General features: G+C 54.3%; 19 protein-coding genes, 1 tRNA gene and 2 pseudogenes. 12 read left to right on the top strand and 10 right to left on the bottom strand.

What is annotated here, in order from left to right; all coding sequences use genetic code 11:
* Positions 1-159 precede the first annotated feature (159 nt).
* Positions 160-1,446, top strand: coding sequence for an OprD family porin (locus tag AC09SL_RS12335; protein ID WP_058544976.1), 1,287 nt, complete (start codon positions 160-162; stop codon positions 1,444-1,446).
* A 173-nt stretch (positions 1,447-1,619) separates the two neighbouring features.
* Here the strand turns inward: AC09SL_RS12335 and AC09SL_RS12340 are convergent, their stop codons facing one another.
* The 3 genes from AC09SL_RS12340 to AC09SL_RS12350 are packed head-to-tail and all read right to left on the bottom strand — an operon-like array spanning position 1,620 to position 7,467.
* Positions 1,620-2,018 (bottom strand): Imm50 family immunity protein, encoded by a 399-nt coding sequence (locus AC09SL_RS12340; protein ID WP_081264474.1) that lies wholly within the window; start codon positions 2,016-2,018, stop codon positions 1,620-1,622.
* Positions 2,019-2,020: 2 nt separating this feature from the next.
* Positions 2,021-6,721, bottom strand: coding sequence for an RHS repeat-associated core domain-containing protein (locus AC09SL_RS12345; protein WP_064106968.1), 4,701 nt, complete (start codon positions 6,719-6,721; stop codon positions 2,021-2,023).
* The gene (locus AC09SL_RS12350; protein WP_419555148.1) at positions 6,721-7,467 is read right to left on the bottom strand and encodes a DUF4123 domain-containing protein; all 747 of its coding nucleotides are present in this window, start codon (positions 7,465-7,467) and stop codon (positions 6,721-6,723) included. Before AC09SL_RS12350 ends, AC09SL_RS12345 begins: the two co-directional genes overlap by 1 nt.
* Before the next feature lie 534 nt (positions 7,468-8,001).
* On the opposite strand from AC09SL_RS12350, the gene AC09SL_RS12355 reads away from it, so the two are divergent.
* The 4 genes from AC09SL_RS12355 to AC09SL_RS12370 are packed head-to-tail and all read left to right on the top strand — an operon-like array spanning position 8,002 to position 10,205.
* A complete protein-coding gene (locus AC09SL_RS12355) occupies positions 8,002-8,748 on the top strand; it encodes a 2OG-Fe dioxygenase family protein (protein WP_058544977.1) in 747 nt (248 codons plus the stop codon).
* 13 nt (positions 8,749-8,761) lie between these two features.
* Positions 8,762-9,199 carry a GNAT family N-acetyltransferase gene (locus tag AC09SL_RS12360; protein ID WP_175360550.1) on the top strand — a complete coding sequence of 146 codons (438 nt, stop codon included), beginning with the start codon at positions 8,762-8,764 and terminating at the stop codon, positions 9,197-9,199.
* Positions 9,196-9,909 carry an AzlC family ABC transporter permease gene (locus tag AC09SL_RS12365; RefSeq protein ID WP_003196767.1) on the top strand — a complete coding sequence of 238 codons (714 nt, stop codon included), beginning with the start codon at positions 9,196-9,198 and terminating at the stop codon, positions 9,907-9,909. The genes AC09SL_RS12360 and AC09SL_RS12365 overlap by 4 nt, the downstream gene beginning before the upstream one ends.
* A complete protein-coding gene (locus AC09SL_RS12370; protein WP_058544978.1) occupies positions 9,888-10,205 on the top strand; it encodes an AzlD domain-containing protein in 318 nt (105 codons plus the stop codon). Before AC09SL_RS12365 ends, AC09SL_RS12370 begins: the two co-directional genes overlap by 22 nt.
* Here the strand turns inward: AC09SL_RS12370 and AC09SL_RS12375 are convergent.
* The gene (locus tag AC09SL_RS12375; RefSeq protein ID WP_058544979.1) at positions 10,122-11,048 is read right to left on the bottom strand and encodes a LysR family transcriptional regulator; all 927 of its coding nucleotides are present in this window, start codon (positions 11,046-11,048) and stop codon (positions 10,122-10,124) included. The genes AC09SL_RS12370 and AC09SL_RS12375 overlap by 84 nt on opposite strands.
* A 450-nt stretch (positions 11,049-11,498) precedes the next feature.
* On the opposite strand from AC09SL_RS12375, the gene AC09SL_RS12380 reads away from it, so the two are divergent.
* The 4 genes from AC09SL_RS12380 to AC09SL_RS12395 all read left to right on the top strand — a co-directional run bounded on the left by AC09SL_RS12380 (position 11,499) and on the right by AC09SL_RS12395 (position 13,253).
* Positions 11,499-11,789, top strand: coding sequence for a type II toxin-antitoxin system RelB/DinJ family antitoxin (locus AC09SL_RS12380; protein ID WP_041475661.1), 291 nt, complete (start codon positions 11,499-11,501; stop codon positions 11,787-11,789).
* Positions 11,755-12,069 carry a type II toxin-antitoxin system YafQ family toxin gene (locus AC09SL_RS12385; protein WP_058544980.1) on the top strand — a complete coding sequence of 105 codons (315 nt, stop codon included), beginning with the start codon at positions 11,755-11,757 and terminating at the stop codon, positions 12,067-12,069. The genes AC09SL_RS12380 and AC09SL_RS12385 overlap by 35 nt, the downstream gene beginning before the upstream one ends.
* Positions 12,070-12,165: 96 nt before the next feature.
* Complete coding sequence (locus AC09SL_RS12390; protein WP_003196771.1) at positions 12,166-12,576, top strand: MbcA/ParS/Xre antitoxin family protein; 411 nt, start codon at positions 12,166-12,168, stop codon at positions 12,574-12,576.
* Positions 12,576-13,253, top strand: a complete 678-nt coding sequence (locus AC09SL_RS12395) for an RES family NAD+ phosphorylase (protein ID WP_058544981.1) — start codon at positions 12,576-12,578, stop codon at positions 13,251-13,253. The genes AC09SL_RS12390 and AC09SL_RS12395 overlap by 1 nt, the downstream gene beginning before the upstream one ends.
* Before the next feature lie 404 nt (positions 13,254-13,657).
* Here AC09SL_RS12395 and AC09SL_RS12400 read toward each other — a convergent pair whose 3' ends face one another.
* Together AC09SL_RS12400 and AC09SL_RS12405 are read right to left on the bottom strand one after the other, a co-directional pair.
* On the bottom strand, positions 13,658-15,265 hold the full coding sequence (locus AC09SL_RS12400) for a methyl-accepting chemotaxis protein (RefSeq protein ID WP_058544982.1): 1,608 nt from the start codon (positions 15,263-15,265) through the stop codon (positions 13,658-13,660).
* Positions 15,266-15,494: 229 nt separating this feature from the next.
* A complete protein-coding gene (locus tag AC09SL_RS12405; protein ID WP_053181104.1) occupies positions 15,495-15,773 on the bottom strand; it encodes a DUF3077 domain-containing protein in 279 nt (92 codons plus the stop codon).
* Positions 15,774-16,169: 396 nt separating this feature from the next.
* Here AC09SL_RS12405 and AC09SL_RS12410 point away from each other — a divergent pair, with 396 nt between their 5' ends.
* Both AC09SL_RS12410 and AC09SL_RS12415 read left to right on the top strand, forming a co-directional pair.
* Complete coding sequence (locus AC09SL_RS12410; RefSeq protein ID WP_058544983.1) at positions 16,170-16,379, top strand: hypothetical protein; 210 nt, start codon at positions 16,170-16,172, stop codon at positions 16,377-16,379.
* A gap of 158 nt (positions 16,380-16,537) precedes the next feature.
* A pseudogene (locus AC09SL_RS12415) lies at positions 16,538-16,750 on the top strand (CopG family transcriptional regulator).
* A gap of 370 nt (positions 16,751-17,120) precedes the next feature.
* Here the strand turns inward: AC09SL_RS12415 and AC09SL_RS12420 are convergent.
* The gene (locus tag AC09SL_RS12420; RefSeq protein ID WP_058544984.1) at positions 17,121-18,821 is read right to left on the bottom strand and encodes an AIPR family protein; all 1,701 of its coding nucleotides are present in this window, start codon (positions 18,819-18,821) and stop codon (positions 17,121-17,123) included.
* A 261-nt stretch (positions 18,822-19,082) separates the two neighbouring features.
* Between AC09SL_RS12420 and AC09SL_RS12425 the strand changes: the two are divergent.
* Positions 19,083-19,617 (top strand): annotated as a pseudogene (locus AC09SL_RS12425) (BRCT domain-containing protein); the annotation flags it as partial.
* A gap of 676 nt (positions 19,618-20,293) precedes the next feature.
* On the opposite strand, the gene AC09SL_RS12430 reads toward AC09SL_RS12425, so the two are convergent.
* From AC09SL_RS12430 to AC09SL_RS12440, 3 genes are all read right to left on the bottom strand, one after another.
* A complete protein-coding gene (locus AC09SL_RS12430; RefSeq protein WP_231139245.1) occupies positions 20,294-20,860 on the bottom strand; it encodes a Panacea domain-containing protein in 567 nt (188 codons plus the stop codon).
* 1,119 nt (positions 20,861-21,979) lie between these two features.
* Positions 21,980-22,777, bottom strand: coding sequence for a hypothetical protein (locus tag AC09SL_RS12435; protein ID WP_058544986.1), 798 nt, complete (start codon positions 22,775-22,777; stop codon positions 21,980-21,982).
* A gap of 146 nt (positions 22,778-22,923) precedes the next feature.
* Positions 22,924-22,999 (bottom strand) — tRNA-Thr (locus tag AC09SL_RS12440).
* Positions 23,000-23,074 lie beyond the last annotated feature (75 nt).

Raw genomic sequence — 23,074 nt, forward strand, 5'->3', positions numbered from 1 at the left:
TAACAGCCATGACTCTTAAATAATAAAAAGGCCCGACACGATCACTCGTGGGCGGGCCTTTTCATTATTTTCAGGAGCAAGAGTCCGAAAAAAGAGCGCGAAAAGCGCCATTTCGGTTGCCCGCCGCAGTGCGTATCAACCCGTACAAGGAAAATAAACATGTTGAACAAGCGCATTAGTTTGATCGCACTGGGGATATTGAGCACGACACACGCCATGGCCAATGACCAGGCGCAGTCCAAGGGGTTCGTTGAAGACAGCAGCTTGAAAGTGCTGTTGCGCAACGCTTATATCAACCGCGACTACAAAGATGGCAACGAAGACAAGGCCGAATGGGGCCAAGCGGCCATCGCTACCTTTTCGTCTGGTTTCACCCAGGGCACCGTGGGTGTAGGTGTGGATGCGTTCGGCCTGTACGCGCTGCGACTGGACGGCGGTAAAGGCCGCAGCGGTGCGGGCGGCATCGACTTCTTCAAGCAAGGCGACAGCGGCAACGCAGCCGATGACCTGTCCAAGTTCGGGGCAGCGGTCAAGTTCCGCGTCTCCAACACCGTGCTGGCCTACGGCGACCAGATGCCGGCCTTGCCGGTGCTCAGCTATGACAACTCGCGCCTGCTGCCGGAAAGCTACACCGGCACGCTGATCACCTCCAAGGAGATCAAGGGCCTGGAACTCAATGCCGGCCGTTTCACCGCCGAATCGCGCAAGAGCGCCGAAGGCCGCGACAGCGGTGGCCTGAAGTCGATCAACGTCTTGGGCGGCAGCTATCAGTTCACCGAGCAGTTCAAGGCTTCGCTCTACGCCTCGGATGTCGAGGATGTATTGAAGAAGCAATACGTGAACGCCAACTATGTGTTCCCGCTGGCCAAGGATCAGTCCCTGACCCTGGATTTCAACGGTTATCGCACCAAGTTGGACAACAGCTATGTGCGTGAAAACAACGTCACGGGCGACGACAACAAAATCTGGAGCCTGGCAGCCACCTTCGCCACGGGCCCGCACAGCTTCACGCTCGCCCACCAGCGCAGCACCGGCGACAGCAACCTGGGTTATGCCTATGGCGGCTATCAGCGCGGGCAGAATCGGGTGGGTGATGGCGGCAACACGATCTACCTGGCCAACTCCTACTGGTCCGACTTCAACGCTGAAGACGAACGCAGCTGGCAGTTGGGCTATGGCCTGGACTTCACCACCTTCGGCGTACCGGGCCTGAGCTATAACGTCGCTTATGTGCGTGGCGATAACATCACCACCTCCACCAGCGAAGGCGGCACCGAGCGCGAGATCTTCAACCAGTTCAAGTACGTGGTCCAGAGCGGCCCGGCCAAGGACTTGAGCGTCAGGTTGCGCAGTTCCGTGTTGCGGGTGTCGCAGAAGTCCAGCGAGTACAACGTCAGCGGCAATGAGCTGCGGGTGTTTGTGGATTATCCGATTAACGTTTTTTGAGGGTGGATGGAATAACTAGCGCTTGATAAATGCCCCCGGTCTTCGGACTGGGGGTTGTTAGGGTTGTTGTTTTTTTTGATTGCGATATTAACTTCGTTCTCCAAATAACTCGTCGTGATGAGCCGTTTGTATCCCATTTTTTTATGGGGTGTTTTTGGGGTGTCGTTAATATACTAAATTTGCTCTGCTATGTTTTGATAGGCTGAAGGGCCGCATAGTAATAGGTGTTTGGTCTCGAACTTTATGAGCGATGTATCGTTTGAGGCGTGAACTGTAAATGTATTTTGTTGTTGAGATATTCGAAGGGCTAGTTTGTTTTTTGTTGGTATGTTTGTAATTGTTAAGTTTGTGGGGGCGCTGCAGTTCAGTCCAATTCGGCAAGTATTGAAGCCCGATTGTTTCCATTTATGTGGAGGCGCATCGGGGTATTCCTCAATGTCGAATTCAAATACGATTGTAGACGTGTCGTTGTCTATGGCTAACGAAAACAGTTCGATTGTCCCAATGGGTACGGGAGAAGAAAAAATTTTATTGAAAAACGTGCTGCCTTCTAAGTCGTTCCAAAAATTCATTTTCAATCCTTGAAGTAGTAGTGATCATTTGCGTTGTTAATTTTTCCTGTTCTTTTGTTTTCGATAGGACGCAAATTAAAATGAGCTTTCTGGTCGCCTCTGTTTCCCGGCTGTTTATATTGATGTCCGGCAGAGTGGTCTTGGACTATGACTTTAGAACCGTCGGGGCGTGTAAATTGATATTCTCGAGCCAAGATTGGTTTTCCTTCGCTGGTTAAAACGCTCTCGCCGGATTTATCCGTCATTCTTGCATAGCTATACTGATGTGTTTTTCCAGTGGTGGCGTCATAAATAAGGTCTGGTTGCTGGGTTTTTGGTACGCCAGCGTCTAATTTTGCTTGCCTAAATGCGCCGTGGCGAGACAGTTCGGGTAGTGGAGGCTCGCTTTTTTGTTCGCCTTCAGCTGGTTTATTTTTGCTCCCTGGACAGCGAGCATTCAACCCCAACGGATCCACCCACCCCGTAGGGTTGGGCACATACTGGTAGGCATTCAACCCACCCGCCAGCTTGATCGGATCCGGTGTCAGATAGCGACCCGTCTCTGGATTGTAGTAGCGATGGCGGTTGTAATGCAGGCCGCTTTCCAAGTCATGGTATTGCCCCTGGAAACGTAGCGGTTGTTCCAGTTGCTCGCCGCCGCCGTGCTCAAGCCCGGTGAGTTTACCGTAGCCGTTGTAGCGAGCGGACCAGACCACTTTGCCGCTATAACTGGTCAGTTCCTGCGGGGTGCCGAGGTGGTCGAGGTGGTAGTAGAACGGCGCTGCCTTGAGCGGGCCTTCGCCGTCGAGCATGGCGAGCGGGCGAAAGGTGCCGGGTTCGTAGAGGTAGCTGCGGTAGTGCTGGCCGCCGCTTTCGGCAACGACCCGATCGCCTTGCCAGATAAATTCAGTGGTTTGGCCGTCCACGGTCTTGCTGATACGGCGGCCAAAAGCGTCGTAGCGGTAGGACGCTTCGCGTCCGTCCGGCGTGGTGATGCCGATCAGGCGGTGCTGGCAGTCATAGCGGTATTCGCTGACGAGTTTTTGCCCGGTGACGCGGCGTTCGCGGATCAGGTTGCCGAAGGCGTCGTGGTCGTAGTGACGATCACCTTCCATCAGCAGGCGATTGCCCTTGAGGGTGGTCGGGCCGGGGCGGTCCTGCATCATCAGGTTGCCGGCCGGGTCGTGACAGAAGTGTTCCGGTGGCTCGCTGTGGGAAAAGTCGATGCGAACCAGACGATCCAGCGGGTCGTACTGGTAATGGCGTCGGTTTCGGTTATCGGAAAGGGTTTCCAGGTTGCCGTTGGCGCTGTAGGCATAATCGCGCCAGAGCAGTTGTTGCTGTTGGTTCTGCCACACCGTCTGGGCCTTGAGGCGGCCCTGTTCGTCGTACTCGTAGTCGCTGAGAAGTCGGCCTTGCCGGCGTTGCCGTTCGCGCCCACCACTGAACCTATGCTCTGTCAGGCGGGTGCCGTTGAGGTCGATGGCTAACAGCGCACCGCCCGCAGCGTGGTGATAGTCGAGGGTACTGCGGTCGGGAAGGTGACAGTGCTTCAACTGGCCGACAGCGTCGTATTCATAGCGCAGGGTGCCCCAGCCCTGGTGTTCAGTGACGAGGCGGTCCTGGTGATCGTATTCGTAGGCCAGCGGCCAATGACCGTCGTCGACGCTGACCAGGCGCCCTAGGGCGTCGTAGCGGTAATCAACCGTTTCGCCGTCCGGCAGGGTTTTACGTAGCAAACGGCCGGTGGTGTCGCGTTGGTAGGCGGTGATCCGCTGGCTGCCATCGTCGCCAAATTCGGTTTTTTCCAGCAAGTGTCCGTTGAGATCGTAGGCATAACCGGTACGCTGGCCGTCGAAGCCGACTTCCTCGCGGATGAGGCCGTTCGAGTAGTAGTCGAGGTGGTAGTGCTCGCCGCGTTCGTTTTCTATCTGGGTGAGCAGCAGGCTTGAGTTGTCGTAGCGGTAGCGCAACTGGCTGCCATCGGGATTTAGCCGTCGACTGACCAGGTGCAAACCGTTGGCGTATTCATAACGGGTTATACGCCCCAGTTCGTCCCGCTCGGCCGTGACCTTGCCGTAGGCGTTGTAGCTCCATGCGCGGGTCGCGCCGGTTGGCAAGGTGAGCTGGAGCAACCGACCCACGGCGTCCCATTGATATTGGGTGATGGCGCCGGTTTCGTCTTTGCGGCTGATCTGCCGGCCGAGCACGTCGTAGGTATATTGAAGACGGCTACCATCAGGCAGGCATTCTTCCAGCAACTGGCCCAGGCGATTCCAGCCCAACAAATGAAAACTTCCGTCGGGATGGGTGATCCGCGTCAGACGACCTTGATCGCTGTAGTGGTAATAGGTGATGTTTCCATCGGGATCGATCTGCCGGGTGATATCGCCTTGTCGATTCCGGCGGTATTTCCAACTGGCTTTGCCGCGATGGACATCGCTCACGAACCCGTTGATGTGCTCATAAGTCGTCGCTTCTTCTTCCGGCGGGATCACGGCTATCAGCAAGCCATCTTCGTCGTAGCGGTATTGGGTCACGGCGCCCAGCGGGTCTTTTTCCGCGATCAACTGGCCTTTTTCGTTATAGGCCTTGCGATGTTTCGCACCGTCCGGATCGGTCTTGCTGACCAGCCGTGCTTTGTCGTCGTGGGTGTAGACCTCCTCGCTACCGTCAGCATTGATTACAGTGACGCTGCCCTTGTCGTCCCAGGCGTAACGGGCTTGCATTTGCGAGAAACTGGCCCAGTGATGAATGCAGCGCGCCAGTTTGCCTTCGTTCTCCCATTCCCAGAAAAAACTGGCGCCACCGGCTAGCTGTCGCTCAACGATGACGTGCTGCTCGTTGTAGCGATAATGTTCGGTTTCCCCAGCGGCATTTTTAGCTTCAACCAGACGATGCTGGTCGTCATAGCCGTACGTAACCAGTGTCTGGACGGTGCTCCAGGCCTGTTCCAACGTGTCCGCCGGCCGAAACTGTTGGTAGTCGACACCGATAATGTGTTTGCCGTGGTAGCGCAAAAGCAGGGCACGCCCCGCGCCGTTGTCCAAGCGCTTGATCTGCCCGAGGATGTCGCGGGTGATGTGCAACCGATTACCGTAGTGGTCGCTGACGGCAATTAACGTTGCGAATTCGTTGTTGAAACGAAAGTGATAGAAGGATGGACGCTCACCCGCCTGAGCCACAATCAACTCGCTGGGGTCGTCACCCAGGTAAATGACCGCCCGCGAGAGGCTGTTAGTGATTGCCGGGCGTTGCTGGCTGGGAAGCGGAAAGGGCGTCGAGCGATTTTCATGATCGGTCCAGATGACTTCATTGCCATTGATTTCGAGCCGATGGCCCAGCGCATGGCTCCAGCCGAAACCCAGGCCACAGTCGATTTCTGCCGCGCTGGTCCTGTACAAACGGGTCCACTCAAAGGGCAGCAGGCCATCAAGTTGGCCGTCGTTCAGCGTCAACAACTCTTCGCCGGTTACCATCGAGACCGGGCATTTGTCGGTGCAAGTACGGGCCGCGGGTTCCGTGCTCTTGCCGGTGGGTGTCGTCGCTTGCCGTGAAGCGTCATCGCCAGTCTTGCCGTTGACCAGCCTGGCATTCCTCTGGCCGTCGATACGTAACTCGACCTCACCCCTTTTCATAGGCGTTGCCGTTCCACGCACCGCTACGGGGATATATTTGGCAACATATGCCATGAAGCCATTAATGATGGCGAACACAGACTCCACAAAGCCAATCACGGCCTTGAGGATGATTTCGCCGTACTTTTTCAACCGTGCCGCGAGATAGATGACCCCGGTACCTTCTGCGACAACCGTCAGGACGATCGCAATCACGATATCAATCGCGATCCCCATGACTGCGGCCGTGGTCATCTTCGCGGTGTCACCGGCCATCTGCATCGGGGGTAAGCTCGCCAGCCAGATCAATGCACAACGCATCATCAAAAAGAGCGCCGCCTCGTCACTGGCCAGCAGCATGGCCTTCTTCATGACGTTGGGCGTTTGCCTGGCCACGTCGATGAGTCGATCAGTGTCTTCACCCAATTGTTCGCTGAATTTTCCCGGGTCTTTCAGAATGTCGAGTACCAGGCTGATGCCGTCCCACACACCTTTGATGGCTTCCCAGCCACCTTCAAGAATGCCGGTACCGATCGCCAGGGCAGTGCCCGAAAGGGAAAGGCTCGACCATTGCTGCCTGTAACCCGCCGGGCCGTCCCACTGATTGCGCAGGAATTGTTCCAGCTCGCTTGTCAGCCCGGCATAGGTGCCGAATAGCTCGTCGATCTGAGCCGGTGTCACCTCGCTGTGCACACGAATCTGGTAATACTTGCCCGCAACACCGGCCGTCCAACGGGCCTTTCCCTGGGCATCCAGTTTGACAGTGCTGATCTCACCACTCTCAACGTCTACGATTTCGACTTCGATATCGCCGATCGGGATGTCATAGACCGACTCGAATTTGCTCTCGATCAGCAACGGCCCTTCTAGCGGACATCGAGTCACACTCGAGAGAAAATCGCCGTCAGTTATGCTCACTGATTTTTGGGTGTCACCTGCTTTGATGACTCGCTCCATTCCTATGAAGGAAGGCAGATCGTTGAGTCGGCTGAAATCGTCGGCGCGTTGTGCATACCAGGCTTGGGTTTGCTCCCGATAACGTTTCAAACTGTCCTTGAATGTCGCCAGTTCCTGATCGACGAAGGCAATACGATCCTTTGTCGACATCAACCTTGCTCCAGCATCAGTTCGTTCAGTAGCGCTTCATGAAGATTGTCCGACGCGTTTGCGCGGCTTATGAAACGGGCGACCTTCAGCTTCAAATTGCTCTCGGGCCAAGCGGTATAGATATCCAGGCGTTCTTCTTCCAACCACTGCATCAGGCTGCCAATCATTGTGGACGGGTCTTGTCTGGCCAGGCTATCGAGCAGGTCCTTGGGCACTTCCCACCATGGCCAATCCCTCACCGTTGGTATCCTTCTGGGGCTGACTTCCAAGCACTTTCCATTGATCAGGTAGCGTTCGAACACCGGCAGCATATTTCCAGCCGCGTCCCCAAGCCCTTCAAGGATCGGATGGATATGTCGTCCATCCCAAAATCGGAAAAATACATTGCCTCCACTCGGCATTTTTACCTGGGTGAGGCTGCGCAGATGCCCCAGTACCTCGTTAGGTTCGCAGCGCGACACGGCCAGCCAGCCCCATTCGAGGGCCTCGGTTTCAGCAATCCACGACAGGAACGTCGAGTTGGATTGGAGCTCGGTGATATAGGGCATTACCGGATGCCAAGTGGCGTAAGGGGTGTCGCTCCAGATCGGCATCAGAGTGTGGGTGCGGTCAGACATACGAAGGTTTCTCAGCGCATCGGCATCGCTCGCCGCGCTGATGACCAAGTACAGGCGCTCGTGTTTTTGCAGCGGCTGTTGCGCCAGCCATGCCTTGGGACTGAGGGGCATATGCGCCGGTGTTGCCATACAGGCTCTCCTTGCCAAAAAGTGCGAGTGCCCGGGAGGTTGCTCGCCCCGGTGAGTGCCGCACTTCTATCAAGGAGTGAGCCAGGTTTTTTCAACGCCCTTTACGGTGGGGTTCCGAGCGCTTTTTGGACTGCTTTGGCTAGGAGCTTTGGACTTTTAGGCAAAAAAACGCGCAAGAAATACAACAATTCAGCACCAATTGTTGTGCACTTGACTGGAGGCCTCACAGTTAGAGGCTTTCAGAGGGGGTGGTCGACAAGATTGCAATCAGCAGCGCGCAAGTCTTGCCGACTGATGTGTAGGAGGTATCGCGCCTGTTTGAAGTGCGGTGATGCCTTCAGGGAACAATGCCTTTTTGGATGTTGAGCGCCAAAAAAGTCATATTCAAAGGCCGTTTTCCCGGGAAAAAGTCCTACTAATGAAACTTCAACCACCGTTTCAAGCGCCGCTTGAAATGCCTCAAATACTTTCTCATGGACGTAAATCCTGCAACTACTAGATTAGGCCGCTCAATGCAGTGGAGACCTATGAAAAATGATCGTTCTGAACAGGGAAGTGGGCGAAGCGCTAAGACGTGACAAATACGTCAACGTTCGCGGTGGGGACTTCAACCTCTACGGTCATTTCGGCGATTTTGTCCGGCTGACCAAAAGCTGGGAAAACATGGAGCCCGACAGTTACTACGGCCAGGCCGAGTCAGGCATGCGTTTTCGCCGCTACAGCGACTTCCAATACAACCCTACGACCCGTGAGCTCAGCCAGCTCGAACACCGGGCCTACATTCAGTCCAAGGCCAACAACAGCTATGTCGGCGGGCTGGAACGGCACTTCCAGGACTTCTCCAACGAAGTGATCAATTCGCCGGTGATGCGCAGCCTGATCGACACGGATTTCGAGGTTTACAAGAACGTCCTGCCGCAGGAGCTGCACGATGAAATCTGGCAGTGCCAGATTCATCAGATCCGCATCGAGATCAAGCCCGGCAAGCAGTTGGAAATCACCCCCGAAGGGATCCACTGCGACGGCTATCCGTTCAGCGGCGTGCATTTCTGGGGTCGCCATAATGTGGCAGGTGCCGAAAGTCGCTTGTACAGCGCCCAGGAAGAGCAACTGGCGGCGACGACCTACGAGGACATCCTCGACACCACGTTTTTCCTGGATCGCGACATGCGCCATTACGTGACCCCGGCGCGCAACACCCATAGCCATGACATGGCGTATCGGCAGATCCTGGCCATTTCCTTCTCGCGGCCCGGGACCGCTTTCGACATTGTTCGCTGAACGGCTCGAACCCATGGACGACCCGACGCAGCAGGTCCTGTTGCGCCGGGCCATGGTCCGGGACGCCGAGCGACTGGAGCGGTTCTTTCGCGGTTTCGACGAAGTGTCGTTCTGCGAATGGCAGGATGCCCGATTCTTGCGCGGTGTGTTGTTGCAGGACACCACCACCGCGTACCTGGCCATCGATGAGAGCGGTGACGTGGTGGGCGCCGTGATCGGCGGCATGCTCGGTACCCGTGGCACGATCAATCACTTGGCGGTCAGCCCGCAGCATCGCACCAAAGGCCTGGGCCAGCGCCTGGTTGAAGCCGCATCGGCGGACATGAAGCGGGTCGGCGTGCTGCGCATGTTCCTTTTCGTCGACGATGCTAATCTGGCCGGCAAGCGCTTCTGGGCGGCCCAGGGGTTCTGTGAGCCCCGGGGTGAAATCACCTTCGAGAGAGATTTATGAACAAGACTTCCAGCCAGCCGCTGGCGGTCGAACCACAAGCCTCGCGTACCTTTGCTGAAGCCAGTCCGGTGGTAGCGGGTTATTTCACGGTTTCGTTTGTGTTCGGTCTGATGGCGGTCAACGCCGGGTTGCCCCTGTGGTTGCCGGTGGCGATGTGCCTGTTCGTCTACGCGGGCGCTTCGCAATTCGCGGCGCTGGCGTTGATTTCCAGTGGCGCGTCGCTGACCACCATCGTGCTCACCACGTTCCTGATCAATGCCCGGCACATGCTGATGTCGGTCTACATGGCCAAGGCCCTGCGCGCGCTGGGGCTCAGTCGTTTCGAGCGCTGGTGCTACGCGGCGGGGCTGACAGACGAGTCGTTCGCGTTCCACAGCGTCAAGCTCGGCAGCGGGGCACCGGTGAGCGTGCGCTACCTGGTCGGTTTCAATCTGTTCTGCCACACATCTTGGGTACTCGGTGGCTTGTTGGGCGCCGTGTGCGCGCAATACGCGGCGCACCTCATCAAATACCAGCTCGACTATGCCCTGACGGCGATGATGCTCTATGTGCTGGTTTCATTGTGCAATACCCGTAACAAACTGATCGCCGCCCTGGCGGCTGTCGTCTGCATGGGCGGGCTGAGCCTGCTGGGCAGCTCGCCATTCAATGTCTTCATTGCCACGTTCGTAGGCTGCGGGGTGGGCGTATGCCTGACCAAACGTTCCTGATCCTGGTCGTGGCCCTGATGATGGCCGTGACCTTCCTGCCGCGCGCGCTGCCGTTGCAGATCAATACCGACCATTGGCCGCCCTTCGTCGCCCGCGCCCTGGAATACCTGCCAGTGGCGATCGTCGCTGCCATCAGCCTGACCCCCTTGCTGATCAAGGACCAGCAGATACAGCTCGATCGCCCTGAGCTTTATGCCGCGATTCCGACGCTGTTATGTGCGTATTTCAGCCGCAACCTGTTTCTCAGTGTGGCGGTGGGCACGGCGGCGTACATCGCGCTCGGCTCGTTCCTGTAGCGTCAGGTCCACCACATCGTGCAGCGCCTGGCCGGGCAACTCCGGATTGTTCACCGCCAGGCGGACCTCAAGGAAATCCTCGAAGTCCGGGAAAATCGCCAGGCCGTTGCGCAGCGCGGCTTCCCGAGACACCAGCCCCAAGCCATCGAGCTGAGTGATCAACGACAACGTCAGCGTTTCACTGCAGGAATACACCATGCGCTGGCTCGACCCGTATTCACCCAGGCCGGCGTCGAGAAAGCGCAGGAAGCTGTGGGAATACGGACATTCTTCTGCCGGACGCACCTGAAACTTGTCACCGAGCAAGCCAAGGGAATCGTCTGCGTCGCCACAATGGGCGCCGACCACCCGCACCTGCACATCCGGCATGGTGATGCTGGTAAAGCCGCCCTGTTGCTGCCCGATCAGGATCGCCAGGTCAAAGTCTTCATTCCTGAGCTTGCTCAGGTTCTCCATCGACTCGGCGTAGCTGAATTCCAGCTGATACTGAGGGAACACGGCAATCAACCGGTCGATCATCCGCCGGTTGAAATCCGCCGGCAGGGTGGTATTGAGCGCCACTCTGAGGGTGCGCTGTCGCGGCGTCTTGAGCGCTGCCACCTTCTCCTCCAACTGGCGGGTGGCCACCAGCACCTGATCCATGAAAGGCGTCAGTTCCGAACCTTGGCTCGTCAACGTCAGGCCCTTGTTTGAGCGCCGGAACAACCGGAAACCGAACTGTTCCTCGACCTTGTTCAACTGCGCCGCCAACGCCTGCACCGTGAGGCACGAATGCTCGGCCGCTGCCGACAACGAGCCGGTCTGCACGATACGCATGAGGTTGCGTAGGATTCTGCTATCCATGAGGTAATGCCCTCTACTTAAGTGGGCTCGCTATTTTTGTGCACCTGGCCCGTGCCAGGCAGTGCATGCTGGCTATCATCATGCACCTTGCCACGCTTGTCGCGATTTTGTGCCGAAAAGCGCCGGGAGGCGATGGTTGAGCTTATGCGGGATTTGGGGATTTTGCCCAGTCAATGCTGGCCGGGATCAGTTAGCAGGGTCATAGGTGGACTGTCTTGCGAAAAATCCTGCGTGAGTTTCGGAACACTCCCAACATCATGGCTGATCGCTCTGATATCCGTCCTTGGAAACTCAGGTTGAAATACGCCCCTTAATACAAGAGATGCCAAACCTGCCGTTATCCATGCAAGGCCGCTTATCCACCTGACGTTGACCCATGGCGGCAGTCCCACCACAATGTTTTTGAGGTAGCGCCAATGTAGCTACAAATTTAGCGATGAGGTTTATTTCATGGGTGCATTATTAAAAACCACCGATGTGCGTTGCCGCATTGATGAGGACTTGAAGGCTCGTGCCACCGAGGTTTTGAACGCCTGCGGATTGAGTGTTAGCGACGCGATGCGTCTTTTCCTGCGCCAGGTTGTTGAGACTCAGGGGCTTCCATTCGAGATACGAGTGCCTTCGGACAAGACCGCCCGGGCCATGATTGAGGCACGGGATATCCGTCAACGATTCAACTCGATAGACGACATGCTGAGAGAGGCTGATGGCGAAACCGGGAGAAAAGCAAAAACGCGCTGAATTGCCGAAGCAATGTGCATATACGTCTGAATTCAAAAAGTCCTGGGAGCGTTACAAACGGGCAGGGCGGCGCGATATGAATGAAGTGCGTCACGTGATGGTCATGCTTTTTTTGGGTGAGCAGCTACCGAGCGAATACATGGATCATGCCTTGACGGGTAACTGGGTTGGATTTCGAGAGTGCCATATTGGCGGTGACTTTCTGTTGATTTATGAGCATTCACGCCCGAACCTGGTTACGTTTGTTGACTTGGGAAGTCATGCCGAATTGTTCAAATAGGACGTCTGTGGATTCCACTTGCGAATAAAAACTTAAAAATAATCCACATCTGTACTATCCTCTAAGCACCACCCCGCGACAAAGGAGCCCTCACCCATGGCGACTTCCTCCATCACCCTCAACGCACAGCAACAATTGGATTCCCCGGATGCGGGTCGAGTCGCGTTGAAATTTTTCTTCAATCTCATGGCGCTCTGGGGCTGCAGCGTCGAGCAGCAGCGCACATTGCTGGGCAAGGTGGGAAACACGACCTTCTACAAATACAAACAGCTGCCGGAAAACGTGAAGCTGCCTCGCGATACGCTGGAGCGCATTTCCTACCTCATGGGTATCCACAAGGCGCTGAGCATTATTTTCAGCAATAGCCGGGACCGTGCGTATCAATGGGTCAGCAGCCCGAACACTGCGGCGCCGTTCAATGGCCAGTCGGCGCTGTCCTACATGCTGACCGGACGGGTAGTGGACATCGCCGATGTGCGGCGATACCTCGACGGAGTACGCGGTTGATGGTGCCACCATTGGCGGACCCGCAATGGAAACGGGCCTATCGCATCGTCAACAGCAGCTTCCCACCGATTTCGCTGTTTGAAGACGTACTCGACCCTGAAGATTTGCCCACGGCCTATGCCCTGGAAGCGTTGACTAACGATCGGCTGATGGAGCAAGCCGGCGTGCTGTCCCGGGTACGCCCCGAAGACCGTATTTCCGGGCCCGGCTCTTCGCCGGTAATGGCGGCGTTCACCCACATCGGCAAAAGCAGCCGCTTCAGCGACGGCACCTTCGGCGTCTACTACGCGGCCAGCAGCCAGGAAGCCGCCATTGCCGAGACCTGTTACCACCAGGCGCGATTCCTTGGCGCAACCAACGAGCCAGACCTGGAGTTGACCATGCGCACCTACGTCAACAAGGTCGTCAAACCGCTGCACGACATCCGCCACGACCACCCCCACCTCCACAACCCGGACCCTACCGCCTACGGCCCGTCCCAAGTGTTTGCCCGGCAGCTGCGTGAAACCTTGTCCTGGGGGCTGCTGTACAACAGCGTCCGCCTGCCCGGCCATGAATGCGTGGCCGCGTTTCGCCCGCCGGCGGTTTCGATTCCGGCGCAGGGCAAGCACATTCGGTACGTCTGGAGTGCCCAGAAGCGGGAGATTTCGTTTGTGTTTGAGGTGAGCGAGGTGTGAGTCAGGTTTCTACGGTGTTTTATGGCTGGGCAATAATTATTGCCCAGCCATAATTTTCAATAATTCGCGAGTATTGAAAGCAGAGGCTGCTATGCAGCCCAGCGGGAGCAAGCTCTCATGGAGCAAATTGCAACCCCATGTTTTTAAAGTACTTTTCAACAAGCTGCAATGTGACTCAGTTGGACCGCTATTCCCGTGTGGCGAGGGGATTTATCCCCGCTGGGCTGCGCAGCAGCCCCAAAAGCAAGGACCTTGATCTTACTGGCACACCGAGTTGCCTGGGTTGGGGGCCGCTTCGCGCCCCAGCGGGGATAAATCCCCTCGCCACAGGGCCTGGTTCCCTGCGCGACAGCTCAGCGTCGGCGACGCGGCGGGGACTCCCTCGCCACAAAAGTGCCGGCTGATCAAATCTTGAACTGCTGCACCGAAGCCTGCATCGACCCCGCCGCATCGTTCAATTGATCCGCGGTTTGCGTCAGGGTGTGAATCGAACGGGTGTTCTCACGGGACTGCTCGGCAATCGACTCCACTCGCTGGGCCATTTCATCACTGGCCTTGGATTGCTCGGCAATGGTCTGGGAAATTTCCTCCACCACTTCGGCCGCATGCCGGGCACCGGTGCGAATTTCACTGATGGACACCCCGGCCTGCTGGGCCAGGTTGACGCCTTCGTCCACGCGGCTGACACACGCCTGCATGTTCGCCACCGCATCCCGCGCGCTGGACTGGATGCGCTCGATCATCGCGGTGATTTCCTGGGTGGACTGCGTGGTGCGCGCCGCCAGGTTGCGCACCTCATCGGCCACCACCGCAAAACCACGCCCCGCCTCACCGGCACGGGCGGCTTCGATGGCGGCGTTGAGGGCCAGCAAGTTGGTCTGTTCGGCGATGCTCTTGATCACCTGGATGATGGAATGAATGTCTTCAGACGACGCGTCCAGTGCCGTGATCTTGCTGGACGACTGGTTGACCACCTCGGCGATCCGGTTCATGCCTTCCACCACCCCGAGAATCACCTGGCCGCCGCTGCTCGCCAACTGCTCGGACTGCGCCGAGATCGTGCGGGCGCTGTCGGCGTGCTGATGGATCTGGCTGATGTTCGCCATCATCTGTTCCATGCTGGCCGCCATGCTCGTCGCGCTATGGGCTTGCTGATCGGCGCTGGACACAATTTGCCGCGCCGTATCGCCCAAATTCCGGGACGTGCCATGCAACTCATCGCTCTGGCCGCGGATCGTCGCGATCATCTGCCGCAGATTGGTCTGCATCTGCTCGATCACACCTTGTAACTGACCCAGCTCATCCTTGCTTTGAGCCCCCATCGAGCGCTGCAAATCCCCTTGGGAAATCGCCTGGGTATTGAGGATGATCTTGTTCAGCGGTGTCAGCACCGCCTTGAGCAGGCTCCACGACAACAGCGCAAGCGCCACGCAGGTGGCCAGCAACGTCACGATCAGCCAGCGTTCCGAGGTGTGAATGCTGCTGTCTTGATGCTCACGAGACGACTGCGCCTGGTTCTCGATCAACTCGCTCACGGCCTCGTTGCGTTCCTCCAGCGCTGAAAACGCCGTGTCGAACTCTGCGCGCAACGCATGGCCATCCTGGGAACCACTCAGTGCCTTGCCAATGATTTGCTTGGCTTTATCGATGTAGGTTTCAACCTGTGGCTTGAGCTCGACAATCGCCTTGGCGACATCCCCTGGCAACTTGGCCTCGGCATTTTCGGCGATGACCTTGCGCATCCGCTGCGTATGCTCATCGAACGCCTCCAGCACTTCCTTCGCCCCCTGGGCATCCCCCGGCTTCACCAGCAGAGCGGCGAGCACATCGGCACGAATGGCATCGTGCATCATGTCCGCCTCCATGTGCTTGCGCATGGCCGAAATACTGGTCTCGTTCTGCACCAGGGCCTTGGTCATGGAGTGATAACCCCACAACCCGATACCGCCGAGCAACAGCGCAAAAGAAAGACTAACCAACCCCGAGCCTATGACCTTGGTGCGGATCTTCATCGCGTACTGCTCCTGGAGCGGGGGATTCTGGGAAAGTGTAGTCGAGTGCCAGCAGAGCCCTGGCACAGGCCATGTTCTTATTCGAGGCTATCGGCGCAGGGAGGAATTAGATGAGCCTGTGGCGAGGGAGCTTGCTCCCGCTGGGGTGCGAAGCAGCCCTTTTTTAAGCTGCTCCGGCAGATAAAATCCAATGCTGCCCCGCTCGTGAGCAGCATTGGGCTTGCAGCTCTTAAGCCGGATTACTCCCCGGCGCCTCCAGCACCTTCACCACGTCATCGATGACGGCCTTGCTCATATCCTGCAAATAACATGACGCCCAGGCATACCGATCCGTGCTGCGAATCATCGCCGCGTCCTCGGCCAGGACCTTGGCAACGTGGAGCAGGTCGGAAGCGTGGGACAGGGCTTCGCCGATGGGTATGCCGCTGTTGACGCGGAATAGCGGGCGGTCGGAGTGGTAGGAGAAGGGGGTTAGGCCTGGGGTTTTGAGGTCTTGCGGATTTGGCATTGTCTGGCTCCTTGACTGTGAGAGCCGCAACCGTCCTTTCCTACGGGATTGGGTGGCGGCCATGCACGGGGTAGGAAAACCGGGAATCAAGGCACCCGGCACACCCGAAGGTGTCCCGCGCACAGCCGCCATAACGCATATCGCAGACACAAAAAAAGCGCCTGCAATAGTAAGCGAGGCGCAGCTGATGCGCCTTGATTTACTTCGGGTTTCCTACGCCCGGTCGCTGAATTGGCAGCGACGGTCAGAGAGTAGCGGGCGATGGGAGAGGCTGCAATCATGGCGCGATGCTGGCGGGTGAGGTTTAGGTAATTTTATGGATGGGCAATAATTTGCGTTGCTGTCGTAAGAGCCGGCTATCGACGCGCGAAGATAAGCGATTGGAGGAAATATCCAATGGATGATGAATGTGAGCAATTTCAGCAGGACGTGTTCGAGTCCGCGCATCAAATGACATCGGGAGAAACCTCGCAGATTGTGCCCAACCAGAACCAATTGCCCTCCATGGCAGTCCTGATGGACGAGGATGATGTGGTCTTGATCCATAAGGCGCGAGAGCGGCTTGCTGCTCCCCAACGAGTTAAAGTTTCAATGGATGATCTATAGCCATGAGTTTGGTGGGCAGGTCGAAATGGCGCAGCCCGAAGGATACTTGCCATGATTAATGGTGAGGACAATGCTTGCTCATGTCGTCGCAACTCTCTAATCAAACGTTGAAAAGCGGGCCGGCCCGAAACCTTCATCATTCAGGTGTTTATGAGCAAATATCTCTAAACCTGCCGGAACACCTTTCGAACTCTCCCGCTGACCTGTCTAGGACGAATGGAGTTAACGATGACATCCTTCGCGCCTGCACCGAGCACTAGAAGGAGTTGGCTGCAAAGATTGAAATTGCAGTAGACGAGGCCGATCAAGGTAAATTTGCCTCCGAGGATTCGGCGGTGGCGATCCGTGTCCGGCGCTGGGGACGAATATGATCGGAGCGAGCGCACAGCGTGAAATGCACCGGGATCAAGCGCAGTACCGCCCCTGAAGTAATAATGTTATTTCTGTGAAGAGGTTGTTTGGGGCCCAGACGAATGGTCGCGGTCAACAGCGCCAGATTTTCCACGTGTCCGGAATTGGGTGGGAAATCTGGTGTACCTCAAACACTAGTTATAGGTAAATCAGCTAGTTCTGACGTTCAATGGAATCGAATCTGGGTTATTACTAAGGCTGCTCTGGGGGAGGGCACGCTAAAACTCATGGTTTTAAGATGGCGGCTAATTCTTAAAAAGAATTAGCCGCACGTGCTGATCTAAAAGTAGCTGCGGCTCATTCTCGTAACGCGTGATGAAAAATAAGCGTCTATATGGTATCGAGATCTTCTCGTATTCTATCAGTAAAAACTTTGCTCCTTGCAGCCTCATGCCCTTGCATTTTTAAGGAGTTCATCGTCCTTTTTATCGATTCTGCTGCAGCTTGGAGTGTGGGGATATAGATGTCTGAGTTGTCTAGTTCTTCAATCATGTTGGAGTAATCATACCCTTTTACGAGTTTGCGTTTTTTTTCGTAAAATTGGTAAACTAAATATACTAGATGATACTTTAGTTGGCGTAAGTCGCCATGCAGTGTCTCTAATTTGAAAAGATTTTCTGCTCTCTTTAGTATTAAGGCAGAAATATAGTATGGCTCAAACTTTTCATTTGCCTTGAACATTTTGGTTCTGTTGCTGTTCAAAAGTTCGCCGTAATAACGATGAGTGCTTTGTGGTTGTGCAAACTGCGCAGCAACATAAGCAGCTATCTGTATGGGAAGGGTTACAATTTGGCTGGACTGGACAGTCGGTTCTCCGCCATATTGCTTAGAGCGTCGCTCATAGTAGATAGGGTTTTTTGTAGTGTGAGACTTTGCTTTGTAGAACTCTTCGAGATCACGGTGGAACTGTGAAAGTGATTCAAAAGCTTCGTCCCTTACTTCAGTCTGACGGTTAGTCGCTTTGACTACTTTGCTAGCAAATTCATAGTCAGTTGTTTCGATGATCTTTATAACGATATGCGTGTCGTCTAGTAAGGCCTTGGCGTTTTCGTGTAGCACATAACTGGTTTGGCATCCATTTACTATTTGGAAGTCGGTGAGCTTTGCCTTTTTGTTAATTAGGTCGACTTTTTTTGATATAATTGTTACTCCGTTGTTGAATACCGGAAGATTGCCCTGGTCAGCCTGGTTTGAGATGGTTGACTTTATTCCAGCGTTTACTTTGTTTCCTCCTTGAAAATCTCGAACGTTATCCTCGAATAAATATTTTTGAAGCTTTCCTTCTGAGTCCGATATAAGGCTAACGTAATCTTTTGCCCTTATGCTGCCAATCCAAGCTTGCCGAGCACCCGGTATTTCCGGTAGTGATACGTGGTTGCTAAACTCTATTTCTTTGATGGTTTTTCTATTTATTTCTCGGTATATTTGTTTTAAGATGGTTGCGTCAATGAAGTTGAATTTTATGTTAGAGAATAAACTATTGTTTTCAAGCTCTTTTAGCTCCCTTTTGACGCGCCCAGTTATCTGTTCTGGACTGTTCCATTCGCCAGTGGTCACAAAATATAGATCTAGAACGGGCGCGTCTTGGAAGTTTAATGAACTACGATATATTTCTTCTTTAATTGACCTAAGGTTTTTTATTTCGTCGTTTTCTGGGATTGCGGGAGTTGAGTCAAAAAAACTTTTTATTCCAAATATTAAGTTGCCAATTTGATCGCCATTGAATTTTGGTGATTTTTTCGTTTGTATGAACGTAAAGGATACGTCTAGATATCCATTTTTATCTAGGAAATAAGGAATGTCTTCCTGGTTTCTTATTATGTTTCCATTGACGAGAAAAGCGGCACCATCTAAACCGATATCATTTGAGCCGCCGACATGGATCGAGCTATACTCAAAGTCCCTCGGATACTGTTTGGAGACGATACAAAAATTAACGAAGTGCTCAAATAGAACTGCTTCGTCTAATTTCTCAAGGCTATTGGTTTTTTTAAAATTTTCGATATATCCGCCAAGAATTTGATCCTTCATGCTCTCTCCTTTCCACTATAGATCTTCAAAGAGGCGGGGCGCGGTACTCCGCCGCATGTCAAAATGCTACTACACGATGGAAGGATTTGCTACGCCTATGCGTGGCGGTTGATATGATCTGCAGGGCTCTCTGTAAAAAGGGACGGATTTATTTATCGATCAAAAAAAGGGGGGCACGCAGGAGTGCTCGGTTTGAACACAACATTTCCCCAACCGATAATGCTTTAGCGTTGAGCCGATGCCCATCCTAAGGAACCCGGAATGGACCTACGCAACGAATTCGAAAACAGTAAATTCTTCCACCGCACCGCACCGCCCCCGCATCGATCGCCGCGCCGCTGATGCCTTAGTTGGGTTGGCTGCTGGCTTTACGGCGGACGGTATCGTGAGCACCAACGAAGCGATCTTTCTAAAGCAATGGTTAGAAAACAACCTCGCGCATTTGAATGACCCTGTGATCAATCTGCTCTATTCGCGTTTGGCGTCCATGCTTCAGGACGATGCTCTGGACCCGGACGAGTCTCTTGAGCTGCTTAACATCCTGCGTGGTTTTTCTGGAGTGAGTATTGAGAAACCGAAGGACGGCATAGCTGTTGCCTTTGCTCAGACGGACCTTCCATTCAATTCCCCTGCCCCTGCCCCTGATTTGGTGTGGGATGGCCGATTGTTTGTATTTACAGGCGTCATGGCTTTTGGACCACGCAAAGATTGCCAGGCATTGGTCGAGGAGCGTGGCGGTTTGATTGTTGGCGGGGTGAGTAAAAAGGTGCATTACCTGGTGGTCGGCAGCGTGGGGCAGTTCTACCAGGTGCAGGGCATGCGGGTGGGTTTCGGTCGATCAGGGAGGCGGCGCAGATCTATGCTGCCAATGAGCTGGAACCCATTCAGACGCGGATGACCCAGCTAAACGAATGGTTGGATGAAGAGATTATGAGATTCAAACCTTATGAGGTGGGCGGGGAGGCGTAAAAGTCCCGCGCAGCAAACGATGCAACGAACCGGTGCGTCAACATAGGTTCGTCGTGAACTGGGAGTCTGAAAGAAAAGCATAGCGAGTGGGCTCGGCTTCTCTCATCGGGTCCAAATCTTTGAGAAAAAAGCTTTGAATTCGGCTGCTGTAAATGCTGAGTCGAGAACACCGTTGCAGATTCGGGCAAAAATACCGCCATCTATCGGGTCTTTAGGGACAAAAATGCCTTGGTCAACAGCTTTGATCAATTTTTTCGCTGGCTCAAGCCTACTCATCCCGTACATAACGAAGCTCGGTACTTGTATAAAGGGATGATCTCCCGGATATAGGAGACATGTTTGATCGTGCCTACCACCCGCCTTGACAGTAGAGATACTTACTATCAAAACCAATTGATCCTCCCCAAAAGGGTCGTTGAGGAGGATAAACAGGTGTTTCAGGTCTGGCCTTTGAGGGGTCCCACTGGGAACCAAAACGGTGGCTCTACGGGTAGCTATAAACATTAAAGGCTCGCGAATATCCTATCCACTGTGTCTTGGCCTTCCAGGGTTTGAGCTGCTTCTTCTGCTTCCACCCCATCACGGCCAAGAGCCAAAAACACGTCCGCGTAGCTTATTGGGCGTGATGATCCGCAAGGATCCTTCCATTCGGCACAACGATCATGTGTGTAATCCACCAAATCGTATTTACCCATCCCACCGAAGTCAGCCCAAACCGCATTGAGAACCTCAATTTCGGCTTGGCTGAGCGCACCTAAATACAGCTTGCCATTTTCTAAATGACAAGGCTGTAGGGCAACCTCGTAGGATTCTCGGTCCGCGACCCAGCATTGCCAGCCGTCTTCGACCGTGGGGCGACTACCGTTCATCAAATCCAAGGTTCGGGACAGGACAGGTCCATTGGGCATGGAAACCATCCGATCCCCCGAAATTGGCTGCTCGTACCAATCCATCGCTTGGCGATCAGCAAGATAAAGAAGCTTCATCAGCTTCAATACTTCGAGCTTTCCTCCACCTTGATGAAGGAAAAAAGCAGCCATCTGGGCAGCTTTTCTTTCGTTAAAGGCCATTTTTTTCTCCGGACATGTTCATGCGGAGCAATCATCCATGAACGTTACGCACAGGTTGTCAAGAAACTTATCCACAACCTAGGACAACTCTGGACGGCGATTATCAACAAGTCAAATCCCTTGTCAATCATTTATGGCTTTATGACATACCTTTGTAAGGCGCTAGGCATCTAAGCCACACTTTATTCGACAGGCGGCTACCGTCTACGTTCGATAGTGGATTGTCAACGCACAGTGGGTGATTGGATCCCAACAAATCGATCGGCGTAATCTCGCACCGACCGCGTCAGTTTGCATCAAATTTTGCTGTATGTACATACAGTATTGTGAGCTGGCGGCTGGCGGCTGGCGGCTGGCGGCTGGCGGCTGGCGCTTACGGTGGTCCTAACTTCTGAAGCAGAGAAGTCACAAAATTCGTTCGGTTGTTCGGGATAGCGACGTGCTACAAGGCTGTTTCTTGAGCGGCACGCGCCGTCATCCCCCCACCACGTCTGCGGTCCAAACCGGTCTTAATTTCTGCAGCCCTGTAACCACTCCCCGGTAGCGCCCGGCGGGCTTCTCCTGAGCAAGCAGGGGCTGAAAAAAACCGCAGCACCCTGCGCACACCTCCTGCGTTATGAACGCCCAAGAGAGATGTGTGAAGGTCTTTTTTCAGGTGACCCACGGAAGCAAGTAATGTAGGCATAAGAGAGGTGAAGAATCAGCTGGAGCCCGTGCGATGCGGTTTGTGAGCACTTACTTGGCACTAGCTTTTTGAGTAATGAGGAAAGTGATTTTGTTATACTAGTTGAATTATAATGATATTTTTTAGTGATTTCTAACTTAGGTATAAAGTAATGACCTTACTCAATGTTACTTTAAAGTTACCTCATCATATCCTCAACAAGCCTCGTGGTTCCTAGCTTCTAGCGTGAACAGGAAAGATCTTACTAGAAATACCCGTTTCCCGTGGATCAACATAAAAAGGGCATGGCTATCGGGGAGGGTGGCGGTAGGATTGCGCTCCCGCAGCTGCTCGCTTATGTGCACGCTGTCCTGGAGCCGTTATCAACCAGGCTGAGACTCAAGCTGATACGTCTGGAATCCTTGAAAACAATGGGCGCGTGAGGATGACTGTCTTTAGCGCATATTGTGGAACGTTTTAACGGCTATGGCAGTGCCCACCGCGAGAACGATAGCGCCAATTCCAATTCGCCAAGCCTCGGAGAGTGAGTCCAACTGAGTAATCCCAGCAGACATCGCAGTTGATGAGCCAATCATGCTGCTCACACCAGTGAAGGTGGCAAGCCGCCTTGTCACTAAAATGTCCATGCCCATAATCGCAGCTGGCGTATAGATAAGGTTCACAGAAACCAATAGGAGGCCCGACAGAATAAGGAGCACGGGAAAGTATGGTAATGCCCCGTTTGAGGAATCCTGGAACGTGACTTCTTTTACGCCCGCAATACGCGCTTGATGCTCAAACCTCGGCCAATCACCAGATGTGATGATCGAGAAGGTAACGGTGTCTTTGGGATTCGACAGGAATGGAGCGATCACAGCCCGTTGTTCATCGAAAGTTATCTTGACCGGAATGCTTCTCGGGTTCGTGCTCGTAATTTGTGCGCTAACGACCTTCAGGCCAGTCGTCGCAGTCAACTGGATGGGCGTCTCAAAGTCTGAGCTTAAAATCGACTTAGAGCCGGTATTCACTAGTTCAAAGGAGGACAGATACGGGGATTCAAGTTTTTCCCCGTTCAGAAATATCTGCAATTCTTGAATATCTGACGCCGGCTGCAGAGCGGTGGTTGACCGCAGCTTCAATTCGAGTGAATGCGCCGAGAGATCGGATTGCCATACGTATACAGGGATCACTATGCTCGCAACCGTCGCGATCATGCTTGCATAGAATTTCCAATCCAGGCCCTTCCAGTTCATTCCTATCCCCGTCGGCTGCTGATGATTGGATCTCCGTGTTATCTGTGCTACAGACCGTGCAATCGATACCCATCGTTGTTACGTGGCTTATTACGTATAGCAGAAACAACAAAGCCCTCGCATTTCTGCGAGGGCTTCGTTTTGTATGGTGCCGGCACCAGGAGTCGAACCCGGGACCTACTGATTACAAGTCAGTTGCTCTACCAACTGAGCTATACCGGCGTGTGGGCGACGATTATAGCGATTGGGTGCGTTCTGTAAACCCCTGAATTCTGACTATTTTTGCACTGCCCATAC

The sequence above is a fragment of the Pseudomonas sp. PF05 genome (assembly GCF_056521845.1).

Bases quoted from the DNA above. Each gene is read 5' to 3' on its own strand.
- AC09SL_RS12380 (WP_041475661.1), top strand. From the start codon at position 11,499: ATGGGTGCATTATTAAAAACCACCGATGTGCGTTGCCGCATTGATGAG.
- AC09SL_RS12390 (WP_003196771.1), top strand. From the start codon at position 12,166: ATGGCGACTTCCTCCATCACCCTCAACGCACAGCAACAATTGGATTCC.
- AC09SL_RS12385 (WP_058544980.1), top strand. From the start codon at position 11,755: ATGGCGAAACCGGGAGAAAAGCAAAAACGCGCTGAATTGCCGAAGCAA.
- AC09SL_RS12365 (WP_003196767.1), top strand. From the start codon at position 9,196: ATGAACAAGACTTCCAGCCAGCCGCTGGCGGTCGAACCACAAGCCTCG.
- AC09SL_RS12355 (WP_058544977.1), top strand. From the start codon at position 8,002: ATGATCGTTCTGAACAGGGAAGTGGGCGAAGCGCTAAGACGTGACAAA.
- AC09SL_RS12395 (WP_058544981.1), top strand. From the start codon at position 12,576: ATGGTGCCACCATTGGCGGACCCGCAATGGAAACGGGCCTATCGCATC.
- AC09SL_RS12350 (WP_419555148.1), bottom strand. From the start codon at position 7,467: ATGGCAACACCGGCGCATATGCCCCTCAGTCCCAAGGCATGGCTGGCG.
- AC09SL_RS12435 (WP_058544986.1), bottom strand. From the start codon at position 22,777: ATGAACTGGAAGGGCCTGGATTGGAAATTCTATGCAAGCATGATCGCG.
- AC09SL_RS12360 (WP_175360550.1), top strand. From the start codon at position 8,762: ATGGACGACCCGACGCAGCAGGTCCTGTTGCGCCGGGCCATGGTCCGG.
- AC09SL_RS12430 (WP_231139245.1), bottom strand. From the start codon at position 20,860: ATGGCCTTTAACGAAAGAAAAGCTGCCCAGATGGCTGCTTTTTTCCTT.
- AC09SL_RS12340 (WP_081264474.1), bottom strand. From the start codon at position 2,018: ATGAATTTTTGGAACGACTTAGAAGGCAGCACGTTTTTCAATAAAATT.
- AC09SL_RS12400 (WP_058544982.1), bottom strand. From the start codon at position 15,265: ATGAAGATCCGCACCAAGGTCATAGGCTCGGGGTTGGTTAGTCTTTCT.
- AC09SL_RS12335 (WP_058544976.1), top strand. From the start codon at position 160: ATGTTGAACAAGCGCATTAGTTTGATCGCACTGGGGATATTGAGCACG.
- AC09SL_RS12345 (WP_064106968.1), bottom strand. From the start codon at position 6,721: ATGTCGACAAAGGATCGTATTGCCTTCGTCGATCAGGAACTGGCGACA.
- AC09SL_RS12420 (WP_058544984.1), bottom strand. From the start codon at position 18,821: ATGAAGGATCAAATTCTTGGCGGATATATCGAAAATTTTAAAAAAACC.
- AC09SL_RS12370 (WP_058544978.1), top strand. From the start codon at position 9,888: ATGCCTGACCAAACGTTCCTGATCCTGGTCGTGGCCCTGATGATGGCC.
- AC09SL_RS12375 (WP_058544979.1), bottom strand. From the start codon at position 11,048: ATGGATAGCAGAATCCTACGCAACCTCATGCGTATCGTGCAGACCGGC.
- AC09SL_RS12410 (WP_058544983.1), top strand. From the start codon at position 16,170: ATGGATGATGAATGTGAGCAATTTCAGCAGGACGTGTTCGAGTCCGCG.
- AC09SL_RS12405 (WP_053181104.1), bottom strand. From the start codon at position 15,773: ATGCCAAATCCGCAAGACCTCAAAACCCCAGGCCTAACCCCCTTCTCC.